The following is a 17,968-nucleotide window of genomic DNA, read 5'->3' on the forward strand; positions in this document are numbered from 1 at the left end:
GTGGATCTTTAGACAACGCCCTAACCGGCGAGAGAGAATGGAGGCCTCAGATGGCTAAGAGCAAGTTTGAGCGGACGAAGCCGCATGTGAATGTCGGGACGATTGGTCACGTCGACCATGGCAAGACGTCGCTGACGGCTGCGATCACGAAGTATTTCGGCGAGTTCAAGGCGTATGACCAGATCGACGCGGCTCCGGAAGAGAAGGCGCGCGGCATCACGATCTCGACGGCGCACGTCGAATACGAGACGGCGAACCGCCACTATGCCCACGTCGACTGCCCCGGCCACGCCGACTATGTGAAGAACATGATCACGGGTGCGGCGCAGATGGACGGCGCGATCCTGGTTGTGTCGGCCGCCGACGGCCCGATGCCGCAGACCCGCGAGCACATCCTGCTCGCCCGCCAGGTCGGCGTGCCGGCGATCGTGGTGTTCCTGAACAAGGTCGACCAGGTCGACGACGCCGAGCTTCTCGAGCTGGTCGAGCTCGAGGTGCGCGAGCTTCTGTCGAAATACGAGTTCCCGGGCGACGACATTCCGATCGTCAAGGGTTCGGCGCTGGCCGCACTTGAAGATTCCGACAAGAAGATCGGCGAGGACGCGATCCGCGAGCTGATGGCTGCGGTGGATGCGTATATCCCGACGCCGGAGCGTCCGATCGACAAGCCGTTCCTGATGCCGATCGAGGACGTGTTCTCGATCTCGGGCCGCGGCACGGTTGTGACGGGTCGCGTCGAGCGCGGCATCGTCAAGGTCGGCGAGGAGCTTGAGATCGTCGGCATCCGTCCGACGGCGAAGACGACCTGCACGGGCGTCGAGATGTTCCGCAAGCTGCTCGACCAGGGCCAGGCTGGCGACAACATCGGCGCGCTGCTGCGCGGCGTCGACCGTGACGGCGTCGAGCGCGGCCAGGTTCTGGCCAAGCCGGGTTCGGTGAAGCCGCACAAGAAGTTCGTGGCCGAGGCCTACATCCTGACGAAGGAGGAGGGTGGCCGTCATACGCCGTTCTTCACCAACTACCGTCCGCAGTTCTACTTCCGCACGACGGACGTGACGGGCATCGTGACGCTGCCGGCGGGCACCGAGATGGTGATGCCCGGCGACAACATCACGGTCGACGTCGAGCTGATCGTGCCGGTGGCGATGGAAGAGAAGCTCCGCTTCGCCATCCGCGAAGGCGGCCGCACCGTCGGTGCAGGCGTCGTGGCGAGCATTAAAGAGTAAGTCGGTATCAACGGGATCTGGGGGGCGCGGAATACGCTGCGCCCGCCCGGACAAGGAAGTGACGCATGAACGGACAGAATATCCGCATCCGCCTCAAGGCGTTTGACCACCGAGTACTCGACGCTTCGACGCGCGAGATCGTCTCGACCGCCAAGCGCACCGGCGCCAACGTCCGGGGTCCGATTCCGCTGCCGACGCGGATCGAGAAGTTCACGGTCAACCGCTCGCCGCACGTCGACAAGAAGTCGCGCGAGCAGTTCGAGATGCGCACCCACAAGCGCCTTCTCGACATCGTCGACCCGACCCCTCAGACCGTCGACGCTCTGATGAAGCTCGACCTGGCGGCCGGTGTGGACGTCGAGATCAAGCTCTGAGGTAACGAACATGAGCCGGGCGGGCATATGCCCCGAAGGCTCCTCTGAAGACAGAGCCGGATGGGGTTATCCCCCAGACGGGAACTCTAAGGGAAATGAACCGATGCGTTCAGGTGTGATTGCACAGAAGGTGGGTATGACCCGCATCTATAATGATGCGGGCGAGCATGTGCCGGTGACGGTCCTCCGCATGGAGAACTGCCAGGTCGTGGCGCAGCGTACCCAGGAGAAGAACGGCTACACCGCGGTGCAGCTCGGCGTTGGTCTTGCAAAGGTCAAGAATACGTCGAAGGCCGAGCGCGGCCAGTTCGCCGCCGCTTCCGTCGAGCCGAAGGCCAAGGTCGCCGAGTTCCGCGTGAGCCCCGAGAATCTTCTCGATGTCGGCTCCGAGATCACCGTCGACCACTTCGTCGCCGGCCAGAAGGTCGACGTGACGGGCACCTCGATCGGCAAGGGCTTCCAGGGCGTTATCAAGCGCCACAATTTTGGTGGCGGTCGCGCCACTCACGGTAACTCCGTCTCGCACCGCACGCACGGTTCGACCGGCCAGCGCCAGGACCCCGGCAAGGTGTTCAAGGGCAAGAAAATGGCCGGCCACATGGGCAATACCCGCGTCACGACGCAGAACGTCGAGGTTGTCTCGACCGACGTCGACCGCGGCCTGATCCTGATCCGCGGCGCGGTGCCGGGTTCGAAGGGCGCATGGATCATGGTGCGCGACGCCGTCAAGTCGGCTCTGCCCGACAATGCACCGAAGCCGGCAGCCGTCCGCAAGAACGGCGCCGCTGAGAAGGGGGCCGAGTAATGGATCTCAAGGTAACCACACTCGCCGGCAAGGACGCCGGCAAGCTGTCGCTCTCGGACGAGATCTTCGGGCTCGATCCGCGCGACGACATCCTGGCCCGCGTGGTGCGCTGGCAGCTGGCCGCGCGGCAGCAGGGCACGCACCAGGCCAAGGGCCGCGCGGACATCGCCCGCACAGGCGCGAAGATGTACAAGCAGAAGGGCACCGGTCGCGCCCGTCACCATTCGGCTCGCGCTCCGCAGTTTCGCGGCGGCGGCAAGGCCCACGGCCCGGTAGTGCGCAGCCATGCGCATGACCTGCCCAAGAAGGTGCGTGCGCTCGGCCTCAAGCATGCGCTGTCGGCCAAGGCGAAGTCGGAGAGCCTGATCGTCATCGACGACCTGGTCCTCGGCGAGGCGAAGACCAAGGCGCTGATCGAGAATTTCGCGGCGCTCGGCCTGACCAACGCGCTGATGATCGGCGGCTCGGAGCTCGACCAGAACTTCCAGCGCGCTGCCGCCAACATCCCGAACATCGACGTGCTGCCGATCCAGGGCATCAACGTCTACGACATTATGCGCCGCGGCACGCTGGTCCTCTCCAAGGCCGCCGTCCAGGCCCTCGAGGAGCGTTTCAAATGACCGACCTCCGTCACTACGACGTGCTCGTCTCGCCGGCGATCACTGAAAAGTCGACCATGGCTTCGGAGCAGAACCAGGTCGTCTTCAATGTCGCCAAGAAGGCGACGAAGCCCGAGATCAAGGCTGCGGTCGAAGCGCTGTTCGGCGTGAAGGTCGTCGGCGTCAACACGCTGGTGCGCAAGGGCAAGGTCAAGCGCTTCCGCGGCACGGTCGGCAAGCTGAGCGACGTCAAGCGGGCGATCGTCACGCTGAAGGACGGCGACTCGATCGACGTCACCACCGGCCTGTAAGCGCTGAGAGGTTAGGAACATGGCACTGAAGAGTTACAAGCCGACGACGCCGAGCCAGCGCCAGCTGGTCATCGTCGATCGCTCCGGCCTCTACAAGGGCAAGCCGGTCAAGGGCCTGACCGAGGGCCTGAAGTCCGCGGGCGGCCGCAACAACACCGGTCGCGTGACTGCACGCTTCCAGGGTGGCGGTCACAAGCGCACCTATCGCATGATCGACTTCAAGCGCCGCAAGCTTGACGTCGCGGCGACGGTCGAGCGTCTCGAATACGATCCGAACCGCACCGCCTTCATCGCGCTGGTGAAGCTACGAGGACGGCGAGCTGAGCTACATCCTGGCGCCGCAGCGCCTGGCGGTCGGCGATCAGATCATCGCCTCGGCCTCGGCCGACGTGAAGCCGGGCAATGCGATGCCGCTGCAGGCCATGCCGGTCGGCACGATCATCCACAATGTCGAGCTGAAGCCGGGGAAGGGCGGTCAGATCGCCCGTTCGGCTGGCGCCTACGCCCAGCTCGTCGGCCGCGACCAGGGCATGGCGATCCTGCGCCTGAACTCGGGCGAGCAGCGCCTGGTGTCGGGTTCGTGCTTCGCCACGGTGGGTGCCGTGTCGAACCCCGACCACGGCAACATCAACCTCGGCAAGGCCGGCCGTTCGCGCTGGCTCGGCAAGCGCCCGCACAACCGCGGCGTCACCATGAACCCGGTCGACCATCCGCACGGCGGTGGTGAAGGCCGCACCTCGGGCGGACGCCATCCGGTGACCCCGTGGGGCAAGCCGACCAAGGGCAAGAAGACCCGGTCCAACAAGTCGACCGACAAGTTCATCATGCGCTCGCGCCATGCGCGCAAGAGCTAAGAAGAGTACGCGAAGTGACCCGTTCAGTCTGGAAAGGTCCGTTCGTCGACGGCTATCTGCTGAAGAAGGCCGACAAGGCTCGCGAAGGCGGCCGTGCGGAAGTGATCAAGATGTGGTCCCGCCGGTCCACCATCCTGCCGCAGTTCGTCGGTCTCACCTTCGGCGTCTACAACGGCCAGAAGCATGTCCCGGTCTCGGTGAACGAGGACATGGTCGGTCAGAAATTCGGTGAGTTCGCCCCGACCCGTACCTATTACGGCCACGGCGCGGACAAGAAGGCGAAGAGGAAGTAACCATGGGCAAGGCCAAGGCTCCGCGCAGGCTTGCGGACAACGAGGCGCGCGCCGTGCTTCGCACGATCCGCATCAGCCCTCAGAAGCTGAACCTGGTTGCCGCGCTGATCCGCGGCAAGAAGGTCGCGGCTGCGCTCAACGATCTGGAGTTCTCGCGCAAGCGCATCGCCGAGACCGTCAAGAAGACGCTCGAGAGCGCGATCGCGAACGCCGAGAACAACCACGACCTCGACGTAGACGCCCTCGTCGTGGCCGAGGCCTATGTCGGCAAGTCGATCGTGATGAAGCGGTTCCATGCCCGCGGCCGCGGCCGCGCCTCGCGCATCGAGAAGCCGTTCTCGCACCTCACCATCGTCGTGCGCGAAGTTGAAGAGAAAGTGGAGGCCGCCTGATGGGCCAGAAAGTCAATCCGATCGGACTGCGCCTCGGCATCAACCGGACCTGGGATTTGCGCTGGTATGCGAACACCGGCGAGTACGGCAAGCTGCTGCACGAGGACATCAAGATCCGCAAGTATCTGGAGAAGGAGCTCAAGCAGGCTGCCGTCTCCAAGATCGTCATCGAGCGTCCGCACAAGAAGTGCCGCGTCACGATCCACGCCGCCCGTCCCGGTCTCATCATCGGCAAGAAGGGCGCGGACATCGAGAAGCTGCGCAAGAAGCTGACTGAGATGACCAAGTCGGACACGAGCCTGAACATCGTCGAAGTCCGCAAGCCGGAGATCGACGCCAAGCTCGTCGCCCAGTCGATCTCGCAGCAGCTGGAGCGCCGCATTGCGTTCCGCCGCGCCATGAAGCGCGCCGTTCAGTCGGCGATGCGTCTCGGTGCCGAGGGCATCCGCATCAACTGCTCCGGCCGTCTCGGCGGCGCCGAAATCGCGCGCATGGAGTGGTATCGCGAAGGCCGCGTGCCGCTGCACACGCTGCGTGCGGACGTCGACTACGGCACCTCCGAGGCCCAGACCGCCTATGGCATCTGCGGCGTCAAGGTGTGGATCTTCAAGGGTGAGATCCTCGAGCACGATCCGATGGCTTCCGAGCGTCGGGCGTCCGAGGCCGAGGCCCCGACCACCGGCGGCGCTCGTCGTCGCGAGAACGCGTAAACAAGCGCGGCATACGTAAGAAGGATAGAGAACGATGCTGCAGCCCAAGCGCACAAAGTTCCGCAAGCAGTTCAAGGGCCGCATCCATGGCGTCGCCAAGGGCGGCACCAACCTGGATTTCGGCGGCTTCGGCCTGAAGGCGCTGGAGCCCAACCGCGTCACGGCACGTGAGATCGAGGCGGCCCGCCGCGCGATCACCCGCGCCATGAAGCGTCAGGGCCGCGTCTGGATCCGCGTGTTCCCGGATGTTCCGGTGACCTCGAAGCCGACCGAAGTCCGCATGGGCAAGGGCAAGGGCGCGGTCGACTACTGGGCCTGCCGCGTCAAGCCCGGCCGCGTGATGTTCGAGCTCGACGGCGTCAACGAGGAGACCGCGCGTGAAGCGCTGCGTCTCGGCGCCGCCAAGCTGTCCGTGAAGACGCGCTTCATCCAGCGCATCGCAGAGTAGGAAGATCGAGAGCCATGAAAGCCGCCGACGCACGGGGCATGAGCCCCGATCAGATGAATGACGAACTGGCCAAGCTGAAGAAGGAGCAGTTCAACCTGCGCTTCCAGAAGGCGACCGGCCAGATGGAAAAGACCGCGCGGGTCAAGCAGGTCCGCCGCGACATCGCCCGCATCAAGACGATCGCTGCCGAAAAGGCCGCGGGCAAGAAGGGTTGAGGAAGAGATCATGCCCAAGCGCATCCTTCAGGGTACGGTCGTGAGCGACAAGAACGACAAGACGGTCGTCGTCCGCGTCGAGCGTCGCTTTACGCACCCCGTTATGAAGAAGACCGTTCGCCTGTCGAAGAAGTATAAGGCGCACGACGAGAACAATGCCTGCAAGGTGGGCGATCAGGTGTTCATCCAGGAGTCGCGTCCGATTTCGAAGGACAAGACCTGGGTCGTCGTCACCGAAGCGGCTGCGAAATAGAGAACAAGAGACAGGCCGGAGGGCGGTGCCCCGCTTTCCGGAGATGAAGAAAAAGGCGGTCAGTCATGATTCAGATGCAAACTAACCTGGACGTTGCCGACAATTCCGGCGCGCGCCGCGTCATGTGCATCAAGGTGCTGGGCGGCTCGAAGCGCAAGTATGCCTCGGTCGGCGACATCATCGTCGTCTCGATCAAGGAAGCTATTCCGCGCGGCCGCGTCAAGAAGGGCGATGTCATGAAGGCGGTCGTGGTTCGCACGGCCAAGGACATTCGCCGTCCCGACGGTTCGGTCATCCGCTTCGACAAGAACGCGGCCGTTCTGGTGGACAACAAGAAAGAGCCGATCGGCACCCGTATCTTCGGGCCGGTTCCGCGCGAGCTGCGTGCGAAGAACCACATGAAGATCATCTCGCTCGCGCCTGAAGTGCTGTAAGGAGCCGAACGATGCAGAAGATTCGCAAGGGCGACAAGGTCGTCGTGCTCGCTGGCAAGGACAAGGGCCGCACGGGCGAAGTGCTCCGCATGATGCCGAAGGACGACAAGGCTGTCGTGCGCGGCATCAACATGGTGCGCCGCCATCAGCGCCAGTCGCAGTCCCAGGAAGGCGGCATCATTTCCAAGGAAGCGCCGATCCACCTCTCGAACATTGCCGTGGCCGATCCCAAGGACGGCAAGCCGACCCGCGTCGGCTTCGAGGTGAAGGATGGCAAGAAGGTGCGCGTAGCGAAGCGCTCGGGAGCAACGATCGATGGCTAAGTCTTATCAGCCGCGTCTGCGCAAGGTCTACGACGAGCAGATCCGCAAGGCGCTTCAGGAACAGTTCAACTACGAGAACGAGATGCAGATTCCGCGTCTCGACAAGATCGTGCTCAACATGGGCGTGGGCGAGGCGACTGCCGATTCCAAGAAGCCGTCCGTGGCGGCCGAGGATCTCGGCCTGATCGCCGGCCAGAAGGCCGTCGTCACCCGCGCGCGCAACTCGATCGCCGGCTTCAAGGTTCGCGAGAACATGCCGATCGGCGCCAAGGTGACGCTCCGCAAGGAGCGCATGTACGAGTTCCTCGATCGCCTGATCAACATCGCGCTGCCGCGCGTCCGCGACTTCCGCGGCCTGAACCCGAAGAGCTTCGACGGGCGCGGCAACTATGCGATGGGCATCAAGGAGCACATCGTGTTCCCCGAGATCAACTACGACAAGGTCGACCAGATCTGGGGCATGGACATCATCGTCTGCACGACCGCCAAGACGGATGACGAAGCGCGGGCCCTTCTCAAGGCCTTCAACTTCCCGTTCCGGCAGTAACGGCAAGCGGTAGGAAAGGTATTTGAAATGGCCAAGACCAGTTCAGTCGAAAAGAACAACAAGCGCCGCAAGATGGTCGCCAACGCCGCTGCCAAGCGCAAGGCGCTGAAGGCGATCATCATGGATCAGTCGCTGCCGCTCGAGGAACGCTTCCGCGCCCAACTCAAGCTCTCGGCGATGCCCCGCAACGGCGCCCGCACCCGCATCCGCAATCGGTGCGAAGTGACCGGCCGTCCGCGTGCGTTCTATCGCAAGCTCGGCATGTCGCGTATCGCGCTGCGTGAACTCGGCTCGCTCGGGATGATCCCGGGCCTCGTGAAGTCCAGCTGGTAAGAGAGGACACGACGATGTCTTTGAGTGATCCCCTCGGCGATATGCTGACCCGCATCCGCAACGCCTATGGCCGCAGGAAGTCGAAGGTTTCGACGCCGGCCTCGACGCTGCGTGCCCGTGTTCTCGAAGTGATGAAGTCGGAAGGCTACATCCGTGACTACGCCCAGACCGATTTCGGCAACGGCAAGTCCGAGATCGAGATCGAACTGAAGTATGCCGAAGGCCAGCCGGTCATCCGCGAGATCGCTCGCGTGTCGAAGCCCGGCCGTCGCGTCTACGTTTCGGTCAAGTCGATCCCGCAGGTCGCCAACGGCCTCGGCATCTCGATCCTTTCGACCCCGAAGGGCGTGATGGCCGACCACCAGGCGCGCGAGCAGAACGTCGGCGGCGAAATCCTCTGCCAGATCTTCTGATCAGGCGGACCGAACAAACAGGAACGAGGACAAGACAATGTCTCGTATTGGCAAGAAGCCCGTCGCTCTCCCGCAGGGCGTGACCGCCTCGGTCACCGGCCAGACGGTGAGCGCGAAGGGACCGAAGGGCGAGCTCAAGTTCGTCGTCAACGACGAGGTCCTGGTCAAGCTGGAAGACGGCGAGATCGCCGTGGAGCCGCGCGACCAGTCGAAGCTCGCACGGTCGAAGTGGGGCATGTCCCGCACGATGATCGTCAACATCCTGACGGGCGTGAAGGACGGTTTCGAGAAGCGTCTCGAGATCAACGGCGTCGGCTATCGAGCGGCCATGCAGGGCAAGAACCTGCAGCTGTCGCTCGGCTTCAGCCACGAAGTCGTCTACCAGACACCCGAGGGCATCACGATCGCGACGCCGAAGCCGACCGAGATCGTCGTCAGCGGCATCGACAAGCAGCAGGTCGGCCAGGTGGCCGCCGAGATCCGCGAATATCGCGGCCCCGAGCCCTACAAGGGCAAGGGCGTGAAATACGCGGGCGAGAAGATCGTCCGTAAGGAAGGCAAGAAGAAGTAACGCCACGGCAGCGCGGTCGCGGGAGGCTAGGCCTACCGCAAGGTTCGACGGGAACCGGGCCGCCGCCGTCTTACAAGGCAAAGGAAGAAGGCCATGGCCTCGAAGCAGTCCACCCAGAAGCGCGCGCAGCGCGTCCGCCGTCAGCTGAAGAAGGTCGCCGGCGAGCGTCCGCGTCTTTCCGTGCATCGCTCGTCGAAGCACATCTACGTCCAGCTCATCGACGACGCGCAGGGCCGCACCGTCGCTGCCGCGTCGACCCTCGACAAGGAGTTGAAGGGCTCGCTGAAGACCGGCGCCGACACGGCCGCCGCCGCAGCGGTCGGCAAGCTCGTCGCCGAGCGGGCCAAGAAGGCCGGCGTGACCGAGGTCGTCTTCGACCGCGGCCCGCACATCTATCACGGCCGCGTCAAGGCGCTGGCCGATGCCGCCCGCGAGGGCGGACTGAACTTCTAGCGCATTCGCCCCGGTTTCGGGGCATTCCGCTGGTTGAAACCGGGCCGGCACTCGTGTAGAGGCCGGCCTTCACATTGAACCCGGTGCCTCCGGAAAAGAACAAGGAACAGGATATGGCACAAGAACGTCGGGAAGGCGGCCGCGATCGCGGTCGTGACCGCGAGGAAAAGGACAGCGAGTTCGTCGACAAGCTGGTCCACATCAACCGCGTCGCCAAGGTGGTGAAGGGTGGCCGTCGCTTCGGCTTCGCAGCCCTCGTCGTCGTCGGCGATCAGAAGGGCCGCGTCGGCTTCGGCCATGGCAAGGCGCGCGAAGTGCCGGAGGCGATCCGCAAGGCGACCGAGGCCGCCAAGCGCGAGCTGATCTTCGTCCCGCTGCGCTCGGGCCGCACGCTGCACCACGACGTGTCGGGCCGTCACGGCGCCGGCAAGGTTCTCCTCCGCGCGGCCAAGCCCGGCACGGGCATCATCGCGGGCGGCCCGATGCGCGCCGTCTTCGAGACGCTCGGCATGCATGACGTCGTCGCCAAGTCGATGGGTTCGTCGAACCCGTACAACATGGTGCGCGCCACCTTCGACGCCCTGAAGAACCAGGTACACCCGAAGGACATCGCTGCCCAGCGTGGCATCAAGTATTCCGCGCTCCAGGCGCGCCGCGGCGCTGCCGCCGGCGAAGAATAAGGAGACGGGTCATGGCGAAGAAAGCCACCAAGACCATCACCGTCGAGCAGGTCGGCAGCCCGATCCGTCGTCCGAAGGAACAGCGCGCGACGCTCGTGGGCCTCGGCCTGAACAAGATGCATCGCCGCCGCACGCTTGAGGACACCCCCTCGGTGCGCGGCATGATCGCCTCCGTCGGCCACCTCGTTCGCATCGTCGACGAGGCGTGAGCCGGAGCGCAGGAGAAGAGACATGAAACTCAACGAATTGCGCGACAACGAAGGCGCAACCAAGGGCCGCAAGCGGCTCGGCCGCGGCATCGGCTCCGGCAAGGGCAAGACCGGCGGACGCGGCGTGAAGGGCCAGAAGGCCCGCTCCGGCGTCGCCATTAACGGCTTCGAGGGCGGCCAGATGCCGCTCTACCGTCGCCTGCCCAAGCGCGGCTTCACGCCCGTCTCGTCGAAGTCCTTTGCGACCGTTTCGCTCGGCCGCATCCAGGCTGCGATCGACGCCAAGAAGCTCGACGCCAAGGAGACGGTGGATGCCGCCGCTCTCGTCAAGGCCGGCGTGATCCGCCGCGCCAAGGACGGCGTGCGCGTTCTCTCGGACGGCGAGCTGAAGGCGAAGGTCTCGTTCGACGTGGCCGGCGCCTCCAAGGCCGCCCTCGAGAAGATCGAAAAGGCGGGCGGCTCGATCAAGCTGCCGGAAGCCAAGTCCGAGTGACATAGGGCAGCGGTGCGACGGCGCCGCTGCTTGCATCTTTGCGGGCCGGAGCCTATTTCGAGGCTTCGGCTCAAAGCATGACTCGCCTCCCGTGAGTCAATTCGCCTGCCGAAGCGGAGATTCCCCATGGCATCAGCAGCCGAGCAGCTTGCCTCGAACCTCAATTTTGCGGCCTTCGCCAAGGCGGAGGACCTCAAGAAGCGCATCTGGTTCACGCTCGGCGCCCTGCTTGTCTATCGCCTCGGCACCTATATCCCGATCCCCGGCATCAACCCGGACGCCTTCGCACAGGCCTTCGCGGGCCAGTCGCGCGGCGTGCTCGGCATCTTCAACATGTTCGCGGGCGGCGCGGTCGAGCGCATGGCGATCTTCGCGCTCGGCATCATGCCTTACATCTCCGCCTCCATCATAATGCAGCTGATGACGTCGGTCGTCCCGACGCTCGAACAGCTGAAGAAGGAAGGCGAGCAGGGCCGCAAGGTCATCAACCAGTACACCCGCTACGGCACCGTGCTGCTGGCCACCGTGCAGGCCTACGGTATCGCGGTCGGCCTTGAAGGCGGAACGGGCATCGTCACCGACCCGGGCTGGTTCTTCAAGCTGTCCGCCGTGATCACGCTCGTCGGCGGCACGATGTTCCTGATGTGGCTCGGCGAGCAGATCACCGCTCGCGGCATCGGCAACGGCATCTCGCTGATCATCTTCGCCGGCATCGTGGCTGGCCTGCCGTCGGCGCTGTCCGGCACGCTGGAACTCGGCCGCACCGGCGCGCTGTCGACCGGCCTGATCCTGGCGATCATCGTGCTCGCGGTTGTGGTGATCGCGCTGATCGTGTTCTTCGAGCGCGCGCAGCGCAGGCTGCTGATCCAGTATCCAAAGCGCCAGGTCGGCAACCGCATGTTCCAGGGCGACACCTCGCACCTGCCGCTGAAGCTGAACACCGCCGGCGTCATCCCGCCGATCTTTGCTTCCTCGCTGCTGCTCCTGCCCGCGACCGTGGCCGGCTTCTCCGACACGACCACGATGCCGGGCTGGGCGAGCTCGATCCTGGCCGCGCTCGGCCATGGCCAGCCGCTCTACATGGCGCTCTATGCGGCGATGATCGTCTTCTTCGCCTTCTTCTACACGGCGATCGTGTTCAATCCGAAGGACACGGCCGACCAGCTGAAGAAGCATTCCGGCTTCATCCCCGGCTATCGTCCGGGCGAGCGAACGGCCGAATACATCGATTACGTGCTGACCCGCATCACGGTCGTCGGGGCGATCTATCTCGTCGTGATCTGCCTGTTACCCGAATTTCTTATTTCGGCGACCGGCGTTCCGTTCTATCTCGGAGGCACGTCGCTGCTGATCGTCGTGAGCGTCACGCTCGACACGGTGGCGCAGATCCAGGGTCATCTGATCGCCCATCAGTATGAAGGGCTGATCAAGAAGTCGAAGTTGCGGGGGGGCAAGAGATAGAATGAAGCTGATACTGCTGGGCCCGCCGGGGGCGGGCAAGGGGACGCAGGCACAGCGGCTGGTCGAGAAGCACGGAATACCGCAGCTTTCCACGGGCGACATGCTGCGCGCGGCGGTGAAGGCCGGCACCGAGGTCGGCAAGCGCGCCAAGGCGGTGATGGATGCCGGCGAACTGGTGTCGGACGAGATCGTCAATGCGATCGTCGCCGAACGCATCGACCAGCCCGACTGCAAGAAGGGCTTCATTCTCGACGGCTATCCGCGCACGCTGGTCCAGGCCGATTCGGTCGAGAAGATGCTGGCCGAGCGCGGCCTAAAGCTCGATATGGTCATCGAGCTCGTCGTCGACGACAAGGCGCTGGTCGGCCGCATCGTCAAGCGCGCGGAAGAGGCTGCCGCTGCCGGCCAGCCGGTCCGCAAGGACGACAATCCCGAGGTGTTCGAGGAGCGCCTGCGCGAATATTACAAGAAGACCGCGCCGCTGATCGGCTACTACTATGCCAAGGGCCTGCTCAAGGGCGTGGACGGCATGGCTTCGATCGACGACGTGACGACGCAGATCGAAGCGCTGCTCGCCTCGAACAAGTGACATTCAGCGGTTGACGGGGAGGGCGTGTTGCACTATAGCGGCGCGTCTCCCATCAGATCGCATGGTTGGATGGTCCGCAAGGACATGTCCGTGCTTTGATCGGAACACCCGCAAGGGCCGGCCTCCACCGGACGCGGGACACAACAACAATGCCAGCCCGACTGGCTCACATGGAGATGAAGATGGCTCGTATAGCCGGCGTCAACATTCCGACCAACAAGCGCGTGATCATCGCGCTGCAGTATATCCATGGCATCGGCCCGAAGTTCGCGGCCGAGATCATCGAGAAGGTCGGCATCCCCGCGGAGCGTCGCGTCAACCAGCTCACCGACGCTGAGGTGCTGCAGATCCGCGAAGCGATCGACCGCGACTACAAGGTCGAGGGTGACCTGCGTCGCGAAGTGTCGATGAACATCAAGCGCCTGATGGACCTCGGCTGCTACCGCGGCCTGCGCCATCGTCGTTCGCTGCCGGTCCGCGGCCAGCGCACCCACACGAACGCCCGCACCCGCAAGGGTCCGGCGAAGCCCATCGCGGGCAAGAAGAAGTAATTTAGGGGAGTATGGGAGATGCGGGAGTAAGGCAGTAGGGAAGACGGTGCGGAAATCCGCGACCAACATACTCCCTTACTGCCCTATTCCCCTGCTCCCCTCTCTTCTGGTGTAGCCGCTGGCATTACGGCGGCGTAGAGATCGAAAGGCAAGACATGGCCAAGGAAGCCGCACGCGTCCGCCGTCGCGAACGCAAGAACATTTCGACGGGCGTCGCGCACGTCAACTCGACGTTCAACAACACGATGATCACCATCACCGACGCGCAGGGCAATGCGATTGCCTGGTCGTCGGCAGGTGCCCAGGGCTTCAAGGGTTCGCGCAAGTCGACCCCGTTCGCCGCCCAGATGGCCGCCGAGGATTGCGCCAAGAAGGCGCAGGAGCACGGCATGCGCATGCTGGAGGTCGAGGTCTGCGGTCCGGGTTCGGGTCGTGAGTCCGCCCTTCGCGCGCTGCAGGCTGCGGGCTTTACCATTACGTCGATCCGCGACGTGACGCCGATCCCGCACAATGGCTGCCGCCCGCGCAAGAAGCGCCGCGTCTGAAATTTCATATTCCCGCCGGCGGCGCCCATGGGGCGCCGAAGGCATTTTCCAGATCGCTCGTCACGATTGGATAGTGACGAGGTAACGGAAGGACATACAGATGATCCAGAAAAACTGGCAGGACCTGATCAAGCCGAACAAGGTCGAGTTCTCCTCGAAGGGCAAGACCATGACGTCGCTGGTCGCCGAGCCGCTCGAGCGCGGCTTCGGCTTGACCCTCGGCAACGCGCTGCGTCGCGTTCTCCTCTCGTCGCTGCGTGGCGCGGCCGTGACCGCGGTGCAGATCGACGGCGTGTTGCATGAGTTCTCCTCGATCGCCGGCGTGCGCGAGGACGTCACCGACATCGTGCTGAACATCAAGGAAATCGCCATCAAGATGGAAGGCGATGGTCCCAAGCGCATGGTCGTGCGCAAGCAGGGCCCGGGCTATGTCACCGCCGGTGACATCCAGACCGTGGGCGACGTCGAGATCCTGAACCCCGACCACGTGATCTGCACCCTCGACGAGGGTGCCGAGATCCGCATGGAGTTCACGGTCGACACTGGCAAGGGCTATGTGCCCGCCGAGCGCAACCGCGCCGACGACGCGCCGATCGGGCTCATCCCGGTCGACTCGCTCTACTCGCCGGTCAAGAAGGTCTCTTACAAGGTCGAGAACACCCGCGAGGGCCAGGTTCTCGACTACGACAAGCTGACGCTGTCGATCGAGACCGACGGCTCGATCACGGGCGAGGACGCCGTGGCTTTCGCCGCGCGCATCCTGCAGGACCAGCTCTCGCTGTTCGTCAACTTCGACGAGCCCCAGAAGGAGCAGGCGACGGAAGCCGTCACCGAGCTCGCCTTCAACCCGGCGCTGCTTAAGAAGGTCGACGAGCTCGAACTGTCGGTCCGCTCGGCGAACTGCCTGAAGAACGACAACATCGTCTACATCGGCGACCTGATCCAGAAGACCGAGGCGGAGATGCTGCGCACCCCGAACTTCGGCCGCAAGTCGCTCAACGAGATCAAGGAAGTGCTCGCGGCAATGGGCCTGCATCTCGGCATGGAAGTGCCGGACTGGCCGCCGGAGAACATCGAAGACCTCGCCAAGCGCTACGAAGACCAGATACTGAGGCGAATGGCGAATGGCGAAATGGGGCACCCCACTCGCCACTCCCCACTCGCGGAACGAAACACCGGGCCAACGCCCAGAACCCTTAGGAGATAAGCCATGCGCCATGGACGTTCCGGCCGCCGGCTGAACCGCACCGTCAGTCACCGTAAGGCCCTGTTCTCGAACATGGCCGCATCCCTCATCGAGCACGAGCAGATCCTCACCACGCTGCCCAAGGCCAAGGAACTTCGCCCGATCGTGGAGAAGCTCGTGACGCTGGGCAAGCGCGGCGACCTGCACGCCCGCCGCCAGGTGATCTCGGCCATCGGCTCCGACACGCTGGCCAAGCGCCTGTTCGAGACGATCGCGCCCCGCTATGCCTCGCGCAACGGCGGCTACCTGCGCATCATGAAGGCGGGCTTCCGTCACGGCGACAACGCCGCGATGGCGGTGATCGAGTTCGTCGACCGCGACGTCTCGGCCAAGGGTGCGGCCGACCGCGCCCGCACCGAGGCTGAAGCCGCTGCCGAGAGCGAAGCCGCCTGATCGGCTTCGCATCGGGATGAATGACGAAGGGCCCGAAAGGGCCCTTTTGTTTGTCTGGTGCACACGCCAACGGCGAGCGTCGGACAGTGGCCAGTTCAATGATCCACACCTGCTATTCGGAGGTGCCGGCGCTTCCGGACCTGCTCCGTCCCGCAAGCAGAACGATCAGGTAGATTAGCGATATCTGCATCGTTAGGCTCGCTAGGAATATCGCAAACGTGGCCCAACCGGGCAAAGCGAGCATCCCCTGCAGATTTGTCGGGGAGGTTACAGAGGTAGCAACTGTCAACGCAACGGGCGGGAGCGCCCAGAAGGGCGATTTTGCTCGGTCTCTCAACCGCCGGACGACCGACGCTGCGAGCAGCATTGTTGCTATTGCGGTAAACAGAAGTGACCAGAGTATCATGCCCGACATGTCGATGGCGAATACGTCCTCGGGTCGGCTCGACCCGGTCACCATTCGCTCCATCTCGGGGAGCACGATTGTCATCATCGCGGCATAGAGGAGAACGCAGACGGTTATCGCGTACGGCCAGAAAAGGCTGCGCGTGTCATATCCCGAGAAGCGCCAGAGGCTTGTGAGATTGTGTGCAATGGAGGTGAAAAACGCCTTCACGTGTCCTCCGAGTTTAGCCTCGTCCCCTGAGGTGTCTCTTACCTATCAAAGGTTGTGGTGCCGTGAACGCGGTCCGCGTGACAGGGTGGAGAAATCTTTGCGCTCTATGTTCACACCTCTCTGACCCTTGAAGCAATCATCTTCCCCAGCGGCAAAGCAACTGCTCTCACCTGCCAGCACCTATCTTGCTGACAAGGATAAGCAGGCGACTCTTGTCGACTGACGCATCGCGTGTGTGCTGTTGGTAGTGATGCTGCAAAACCCGTCGGTGCGCCACCGCCCGGGCCGGTGCCGCGGATGACAGCAGATGTGTTCGCGGCGAGGGTCCGAGGCCGGCGCATCGCCAAGCCATCGGACACATCCTGAAGCCGCGCCTACGCCGCCCGCACCAGCACGTGCTTCTTCTTGCCGAGCGACAGCTTGATCGCGCCGTTGTCGGCGAGGTCGGCGGCGGTGAGCTGCAGCCGCTCGTCCGACACGGGCCTGTCGTTCACCTTGACCGCGCCGCCCTGGACGTGGCGCCGCGCCTCCCCGTTGGAGGCGGCGAGGCCGGCCGTCACGAAGAGCGACAGGATGCCGACGCCGGCGTCCAGCGTCGATTGCGGCACGGTGACGGTCGGCAGGTCGTCGGAGACGCTGCCTTCCTCGAACGTCTTGCGGGCCGTCTCCGCCGCCTGTTCGGACGCGGCGCGGCCGTGCAACATGGCGGTGATCTCGGTCGCGAGCACTTTCTTCGCCTCGTTGATCTCGGAGCCGCCAAGCGCCGCCAGCTTCGCGATCTCCGCTAGCGGCAGCGTTGTGTAGAGCTTGAGGAAGCGCTCGACGTCGGCGTCCTCGGTGTTGCGCCAGCATTGCCAGAAGTCGTAGGGGCTCAACATGTCCGGGTCGAGCCAGACCGCGCCGGAGGCCGTCTTGCCCATCTTGGCGCCGGAAGAACTCGTCAGGAGCGGCGTGGTCATGGCGTAAAGCTGCGGCGTGCCCATGCGGTGGCCGAGGTCGATGCCGTTGACGATGTTGCCCCACTGGTCCGAGCCGCCCATCTGCAGCCGCGTTCCAAAGCGCTTGTTGAGCTCCACGAAGTCGTAGGCCTGGAGAATCATGTAGTTGAATTCAAGGAATGACAGCGACTGTTCGCGGTCGAGCCTCAGCTTGACGGAGTCAAAGGACAGCATCCGGTTGACGGAGAAATGCCGGCCGACATCGCGCAGGAATTCGACATAGTTGATCGTCATCAGCCAGTCGGCATTGTTGACCATCGTCGCTTTGCCGGGGCCTTCGCCGAAGGTGAGGTAGGGCTCGAAATTGCGGCGGATTCCGACGAGATTGTCCTCGATGTCCTGCGGCGTGAGCAGCTTGCGCGCCTCGTCCTTGAACGACGGGTCGCCGATCATCGATGTGCCGCCACCCATCAGCGCGATCGGCTTGTGGCCGGTCTTCTGCATCCAATGCAGCATCATGATCTGGATCAGCGAGCCGGCATGCAGGCTCTTCGCCGTCGCATCGAAGCCGATATAGGCCGACACGCTCTCCTTAGCGAACAGCTCGTCCAGCCCGGTCTCGTCGGAGATCTGGTGGATGAAGCCGCGCTCCGACATGGTGCGCAGGAATTCGGACTTGAAGGCGGACATGAC

General features: G+C 64.0%; 28 protein-coding genes and 2 pseudogenes. 28 read left to right on the plus strand and 2 right to left on the minus strand.

Annotated features, from left to right (window positions below; genetic code table 11):
* Window positions 1–50 precede the first annotated feature (50 nt).
* The 28 genes and pseudogenes from tuf (at window position 51) to rplQ (ending at window position 15,721) form a co-directional block, all read left to right on the plus strand.
* Window positions 51–1,226 (plus strand): elongation factor Tu, encoded by a 1,176-nt coding sequence (gene tuf / locus LRS09_RS22570; RefSeq protein ID WP_257809188.1) that lies wholly within the window; start codon window positions 51–53, stop codon window positions 1,224–1,226.
* Between the two features lie 65 nt (window positions 1,227–1,291).
* The gene (rpsJ, locus tag LRS09_RS22575) at window positions 1,292–1,600 is read left to right on the plus strand and encodes a 30S ribosomal protein S10 (protein WP_006205468.1); all 309 of its coding nucleotides are present in this window, start codon (window positions 1,292–1,294) and stop codon (window positions 1,598–1,600) included.
* Between the two features lie 103 nt (window positions 1,601–1,703).
* On the plus strand, window positions 1,704–2,405 hold the full coding sequence (gene rplC, locus LRS09_RS22580) for a 50S ribosomal protein L3 (protein WP_085465106.1): 702 nt from the start codon (window positions 1,704–1,706) through the stop codon (window positions 2,403–2,405).
* Entirely contained in the window at window positions 2,405–3,025 is a 621-nt protein-coding gene (gene rplD / locus LRS09_RS22585; RefSeq protein WP_257809225.1) for a 50S ribosomal protein L4, read from the plus strand. The genes rplC and rplD overlap by 1 nt, the downstream gene beginning before the upstream one ends.
* Window positions 3,022–3,315, plus strand: a complete 294-nt coding sequence (locus LRS09_RS22590; protein ID WP_085465108.1) for a 50S ribosomal protein L23 — start codon at window positions 3,022–3,024, stop codon at window positions 3,313–3,315. The genes rplD and LRS09_RS22590 overlap by 4 nt, the downstream gene beginning before the upstream one ends.
* Window positions 3,316–3,334: 19 nt before the next feature.
* Window positions 3,335–4,169, plus strand: a pseudogene (gene rplB / locus LRS09_RS22595) (50S ribosomal protein L2).
* A 14-nt stretch (window positions 4,170–4,183) separates the two neighbouring features.
* Window positions 4,184–4,462 carry a 30S ribosomal protein S19 gene (gene rpsS, locus LRS09_RS22600; protein ID WP_085465110.1) on the plus strand — a complete coding sequence of 93 codons (279 nt, stop codon included), beginning with the start codon at window positions 4,184–4,186 and terminating at the stop codon, window positions 4,460–4,462.
* A 2-nt stretch (window positions 4,463–4,464) separates the two neighbouring features.
* Entirely contained in the window at window positions 4,465–4,854 is a 390-nt protein-coding gene (gene rplV, locus LRS09_RS22605; RefSeq protein ID WP_085465111.1) for a 50S ribosomal protein L22, read from the plus strand.
* Window positions 4,854–5,564, plus strand: coding sequence for a 30S ribosomal protein S3 (gene rpsC, locus LRS09_RS22610; protein WP_257809226.1), 711 nt, complete (start codon window positions 4,854–4,856; stop codon window positions 5,562–5,564). The genes rplV and rpsC overlap by 1 nt, the downstream gene beginning before the upstream one ends.
* A gap of 34 nt (window positions 5,565–5,598) precedes the next feature.
* Window positions 5,599–6,012: a 50S ribosomal protein L16 gene (gene rplP / locus LRS09_RS22615; RefSeq protein WP_257809227.1), complete on the plus strand. Its 414-nt coding sequence runs from the start codon at window positions 5,599–5,601 to the stop codon at window positions 6,010–6,012.
* A gap of 14 nt (window positions 6,013–6,026) precedes the next feature.
* Entirely contained in the window at window positions 6,027–6,227 is a 201-nt protein-coding gene (gene rpmC / locus LRS09_RS22620) for a 50S ribosomal protein L29 (protein WP_257809228.1), read from the plus strand.
* Window positions 6,228–6,237: 10 nt separating this feature from the next.
* Window positions 6,238–6,480 (plus strand): 30S ribosomal protein S17, encoded by a 243-nt coding sequence (rpsQ, locus tag LRS09_RS22625; protein ID WP_257809229.1) that lies wholly within the window; start codon window positions 6,238–6,240, stop codon window positions 6,478–6,480.
* Between the two features lie 65 nt (window positions 6,481–6,545).
* A complete protein-coding gene (rplN, locus tag LRS09_RS22630; protein WP_006205457.1) occupies window positions 6,546–6,914 on the plus strand; it encodes a 50S ribosomal protein L14 in 369 nt (122 codons plus the stop codon).
* 11 nt (window positions 6,915–6,925) lie between these two features.
* The gene (rplX, locus tag LRS09_RS22635) at window positions 6,926–7,237 is read left to right on the plus strand and encodes a 50S ribosomal protein L24 (protein WP_257809243.1); all 312 of its coding nucleotides are present in this window, start codon (window positions 6,926–6,928) and stop codon (window positions 7,235–7,237) included.
* Complete coding sequence (rplE, locus tag LRS09_RS22640) at window positions 7,230–7,784, plus strand: 50S ribosomal protein L5 (protein WP_257809244.1); 555 nt, start codon at window positions 7,230–7,232, stop codon at window positions 7,782–7,784. The genes rplX and rplE overlap by 8 nt, the downstream gene beginning before the upstream one ends.
* A gap of 27 nt (window positions 7,785–7,811) precedes the next feature.
* Window positions 7,812–8,117, plus strand: a complete 306-nt coding sequence (gene rpsN / locus LRS09_RS22645) for a 30S ribosomal protein S14 (RefSeq protein WP_257809245.1) — start codon at window positions 7,812–7,814, stop codon at window positions 8,115–8,117.
* A gap of 14 nt (window positions 8,118–8,131) precedes the next feature.
* On the plus strand, window positions 8,132–8,530 hold the full coding sequence (gene rpsH, locus LRS09_RS22650; protein ID WP_257809246.1) for a 30S ribosomal protein S8: 399 nt from the start codon (window positions 8,132–8,134) through the stop codon (window positions 8,528–8,530).
* Between the two features lie 37 nt (window positions 8,531–8,567).
* On the plus strand, window positions 8,568–9,101 hold the full coding sequence (rplF, locus tag LRS09_RS22655; protein ID WP_257809247.1) for a 50S ribosomal protein L6: 534 nt from the start codon (window positions 8,568–8,570) through the stop codon (window positions 9,099–9,101).
* A 93-nt stretch (window positions 9,102–9,194) separates the two neighbouring features.
* A complete protein-coding gene (gene rplR, locus LRS09_RS22660) occupies window positions 9,195–9,554 on the plus strand; it encodes a 50S ribosomal protein L18 (RefSeq protein WP_257809248.1) in 360 nt (119 codons plus the stop codon).
* A gap of 113 nt (window positions 9,555–9,667) precedes the next feature.
* Window positions 9,668–10,234 carry a 30S ribosomal protein S5 gene (gene rpsE, locus LRS09_RS22665; protein WP_085465122.1) on the plus strand — a complete coding sequence of 189 codons (567 nt, stop codon included), beginning with the start codon at window positions 9,668–9,670 and terminating at the stop codon, window positions 10,232–10,234.
* An 11-nt stretch (window positions 10,235–10,245) separates the two neighbouring features.
* Entirely contained in the window at window positions 10,246–10,443 is a 198-nt protein-coding gene (gene rpmD, locus LRS09_RS22670) for a 50S ribosomal protein L30 (RefSeq protein ID WP_257809249.1), read from the plus strand.
* A gap of 22 nt (window positions 10,444–10,465) precedes the next feature.
* Entirely contained in the window at window positions 10,466–10,936 is a 471-nt protein-coding gene (rplO, locus tag LRS09_RS22675; RefSeq protein ID WP_257809251.1) for a 50S ribosomal protein L15, read from the plus strand.
* A gap of 126 nt (window positions 10,937–11,062) precedes the next feature.
* Window positions 11,063–12,397, plus strand: a complete 1,335-nt coding sequence (secY, locus tag LRS09_RS22680) for a preprotein translocase subunit SecY (protein ID WP_257809252.1) — start codon at window positions 11,063–11,065, stop codon at window positions 12,395–12,397.
* Between the two features lies 1 nt (window position 12,398).
* Complete coding sequence (locus LRS09_RS22685; protein WP_257809253.1) at window positions 12,399–12,986, plus strand: adenylate kinase; 588 nt, start codon at window positions 12,399–12,401, stop codon at window positions 12,984–12,986.
* Window positions 12,987–13,168: 182 nt separating this feature from the next.
* Complete coding sequence (gene rpsM, locus LRS09_RS22690; protein WP_257809254.1) at window positions 13,169–13,537, plus strand: 30S ribosomal protein S13; 369 nt, start codon at window positions 13,169–13,171, stop codon at window positions 13,535–13,537.
* A gap of 155 nt (window positions 13,538–13,692) precedes the next feature.
* Window positions 13,693–14,082, plus strand: a complete 390-nt coding sequence (gene rpsK, locus LRS09_RS22695) for a 30S ribosomal protein S11 (RefSeq protein ID WP_257809255.1) — start codon at window positions 13,693–13,695, stop codon at window positions 14,080–14,082.
* A 100-nt stretch (window positions 14,083–14,182) separates the two neighbouring features.
* Window positions 14,183–15,187: pseudogene (locus LRS09_RS22700) on the plus strand (DNA-directed RNA polymerase subunit alpha); the annotation flags it as partial.
* A gap of 105 nt (window positions 15,188–15,292) precedes the next feature.
* Window positions 15,293–15,721 carry a 50S ribosomal protein L17 gene (gene rplQ / locus LRS09_RS22705; protein ID WP_085465129.1) on the plus strand — a complete coding sequence of 143 codons (429 nt, stop codon included), beginning with the start codon at window positions 15,293–15,295 and terminating at the stop codon, window positions 15,719–15,721.
* Between the two features lie 112 nt (window positions 15,722–15,833).
* Here rplQ and LRS09_RS22710 read toward each other — a convergent pair whose 3' ends face one another.
* Together LRS09_RS22710 and tyrS are read right to left on the minus strand one after the other, a co-directional pair.
* Window positions 15,834–16,337, minus strand: a complete 504-nt coding sequence (locus tag LRS09_RS22710) for a DUF805 domain-containing protein (RefSeq protein ID WP_257809256.1) — start codon at window positions 16,335–16,337, stop codon at window positions 15,834–15,836.
* A 374-nt stretch (window positions 16,338–16,711) separates the two neighbouring features.
* Entirely contained in the window at window positions 16,712–17,965 is a 1,254-nt protein-coding gene (tyrS, locus tag LRS09_RS22715; protein ID WP_257809257.1) for a tyrosine--tRNA ligase, read from the minus strand.
* Between the last annotated feature and the right edge of the window lie 3 nt (window positions 17,966–17,968).

The sequence above is a fragment of the Mesorhizobium sp. J428 genome (genome assembly GCF_024699925.1).
Lineage (GTDB): Bacteria > Pseudomonadota > Alphaproteobacteria > Rhizobiales > Rhizobiaceae > Mesorhizobium_A.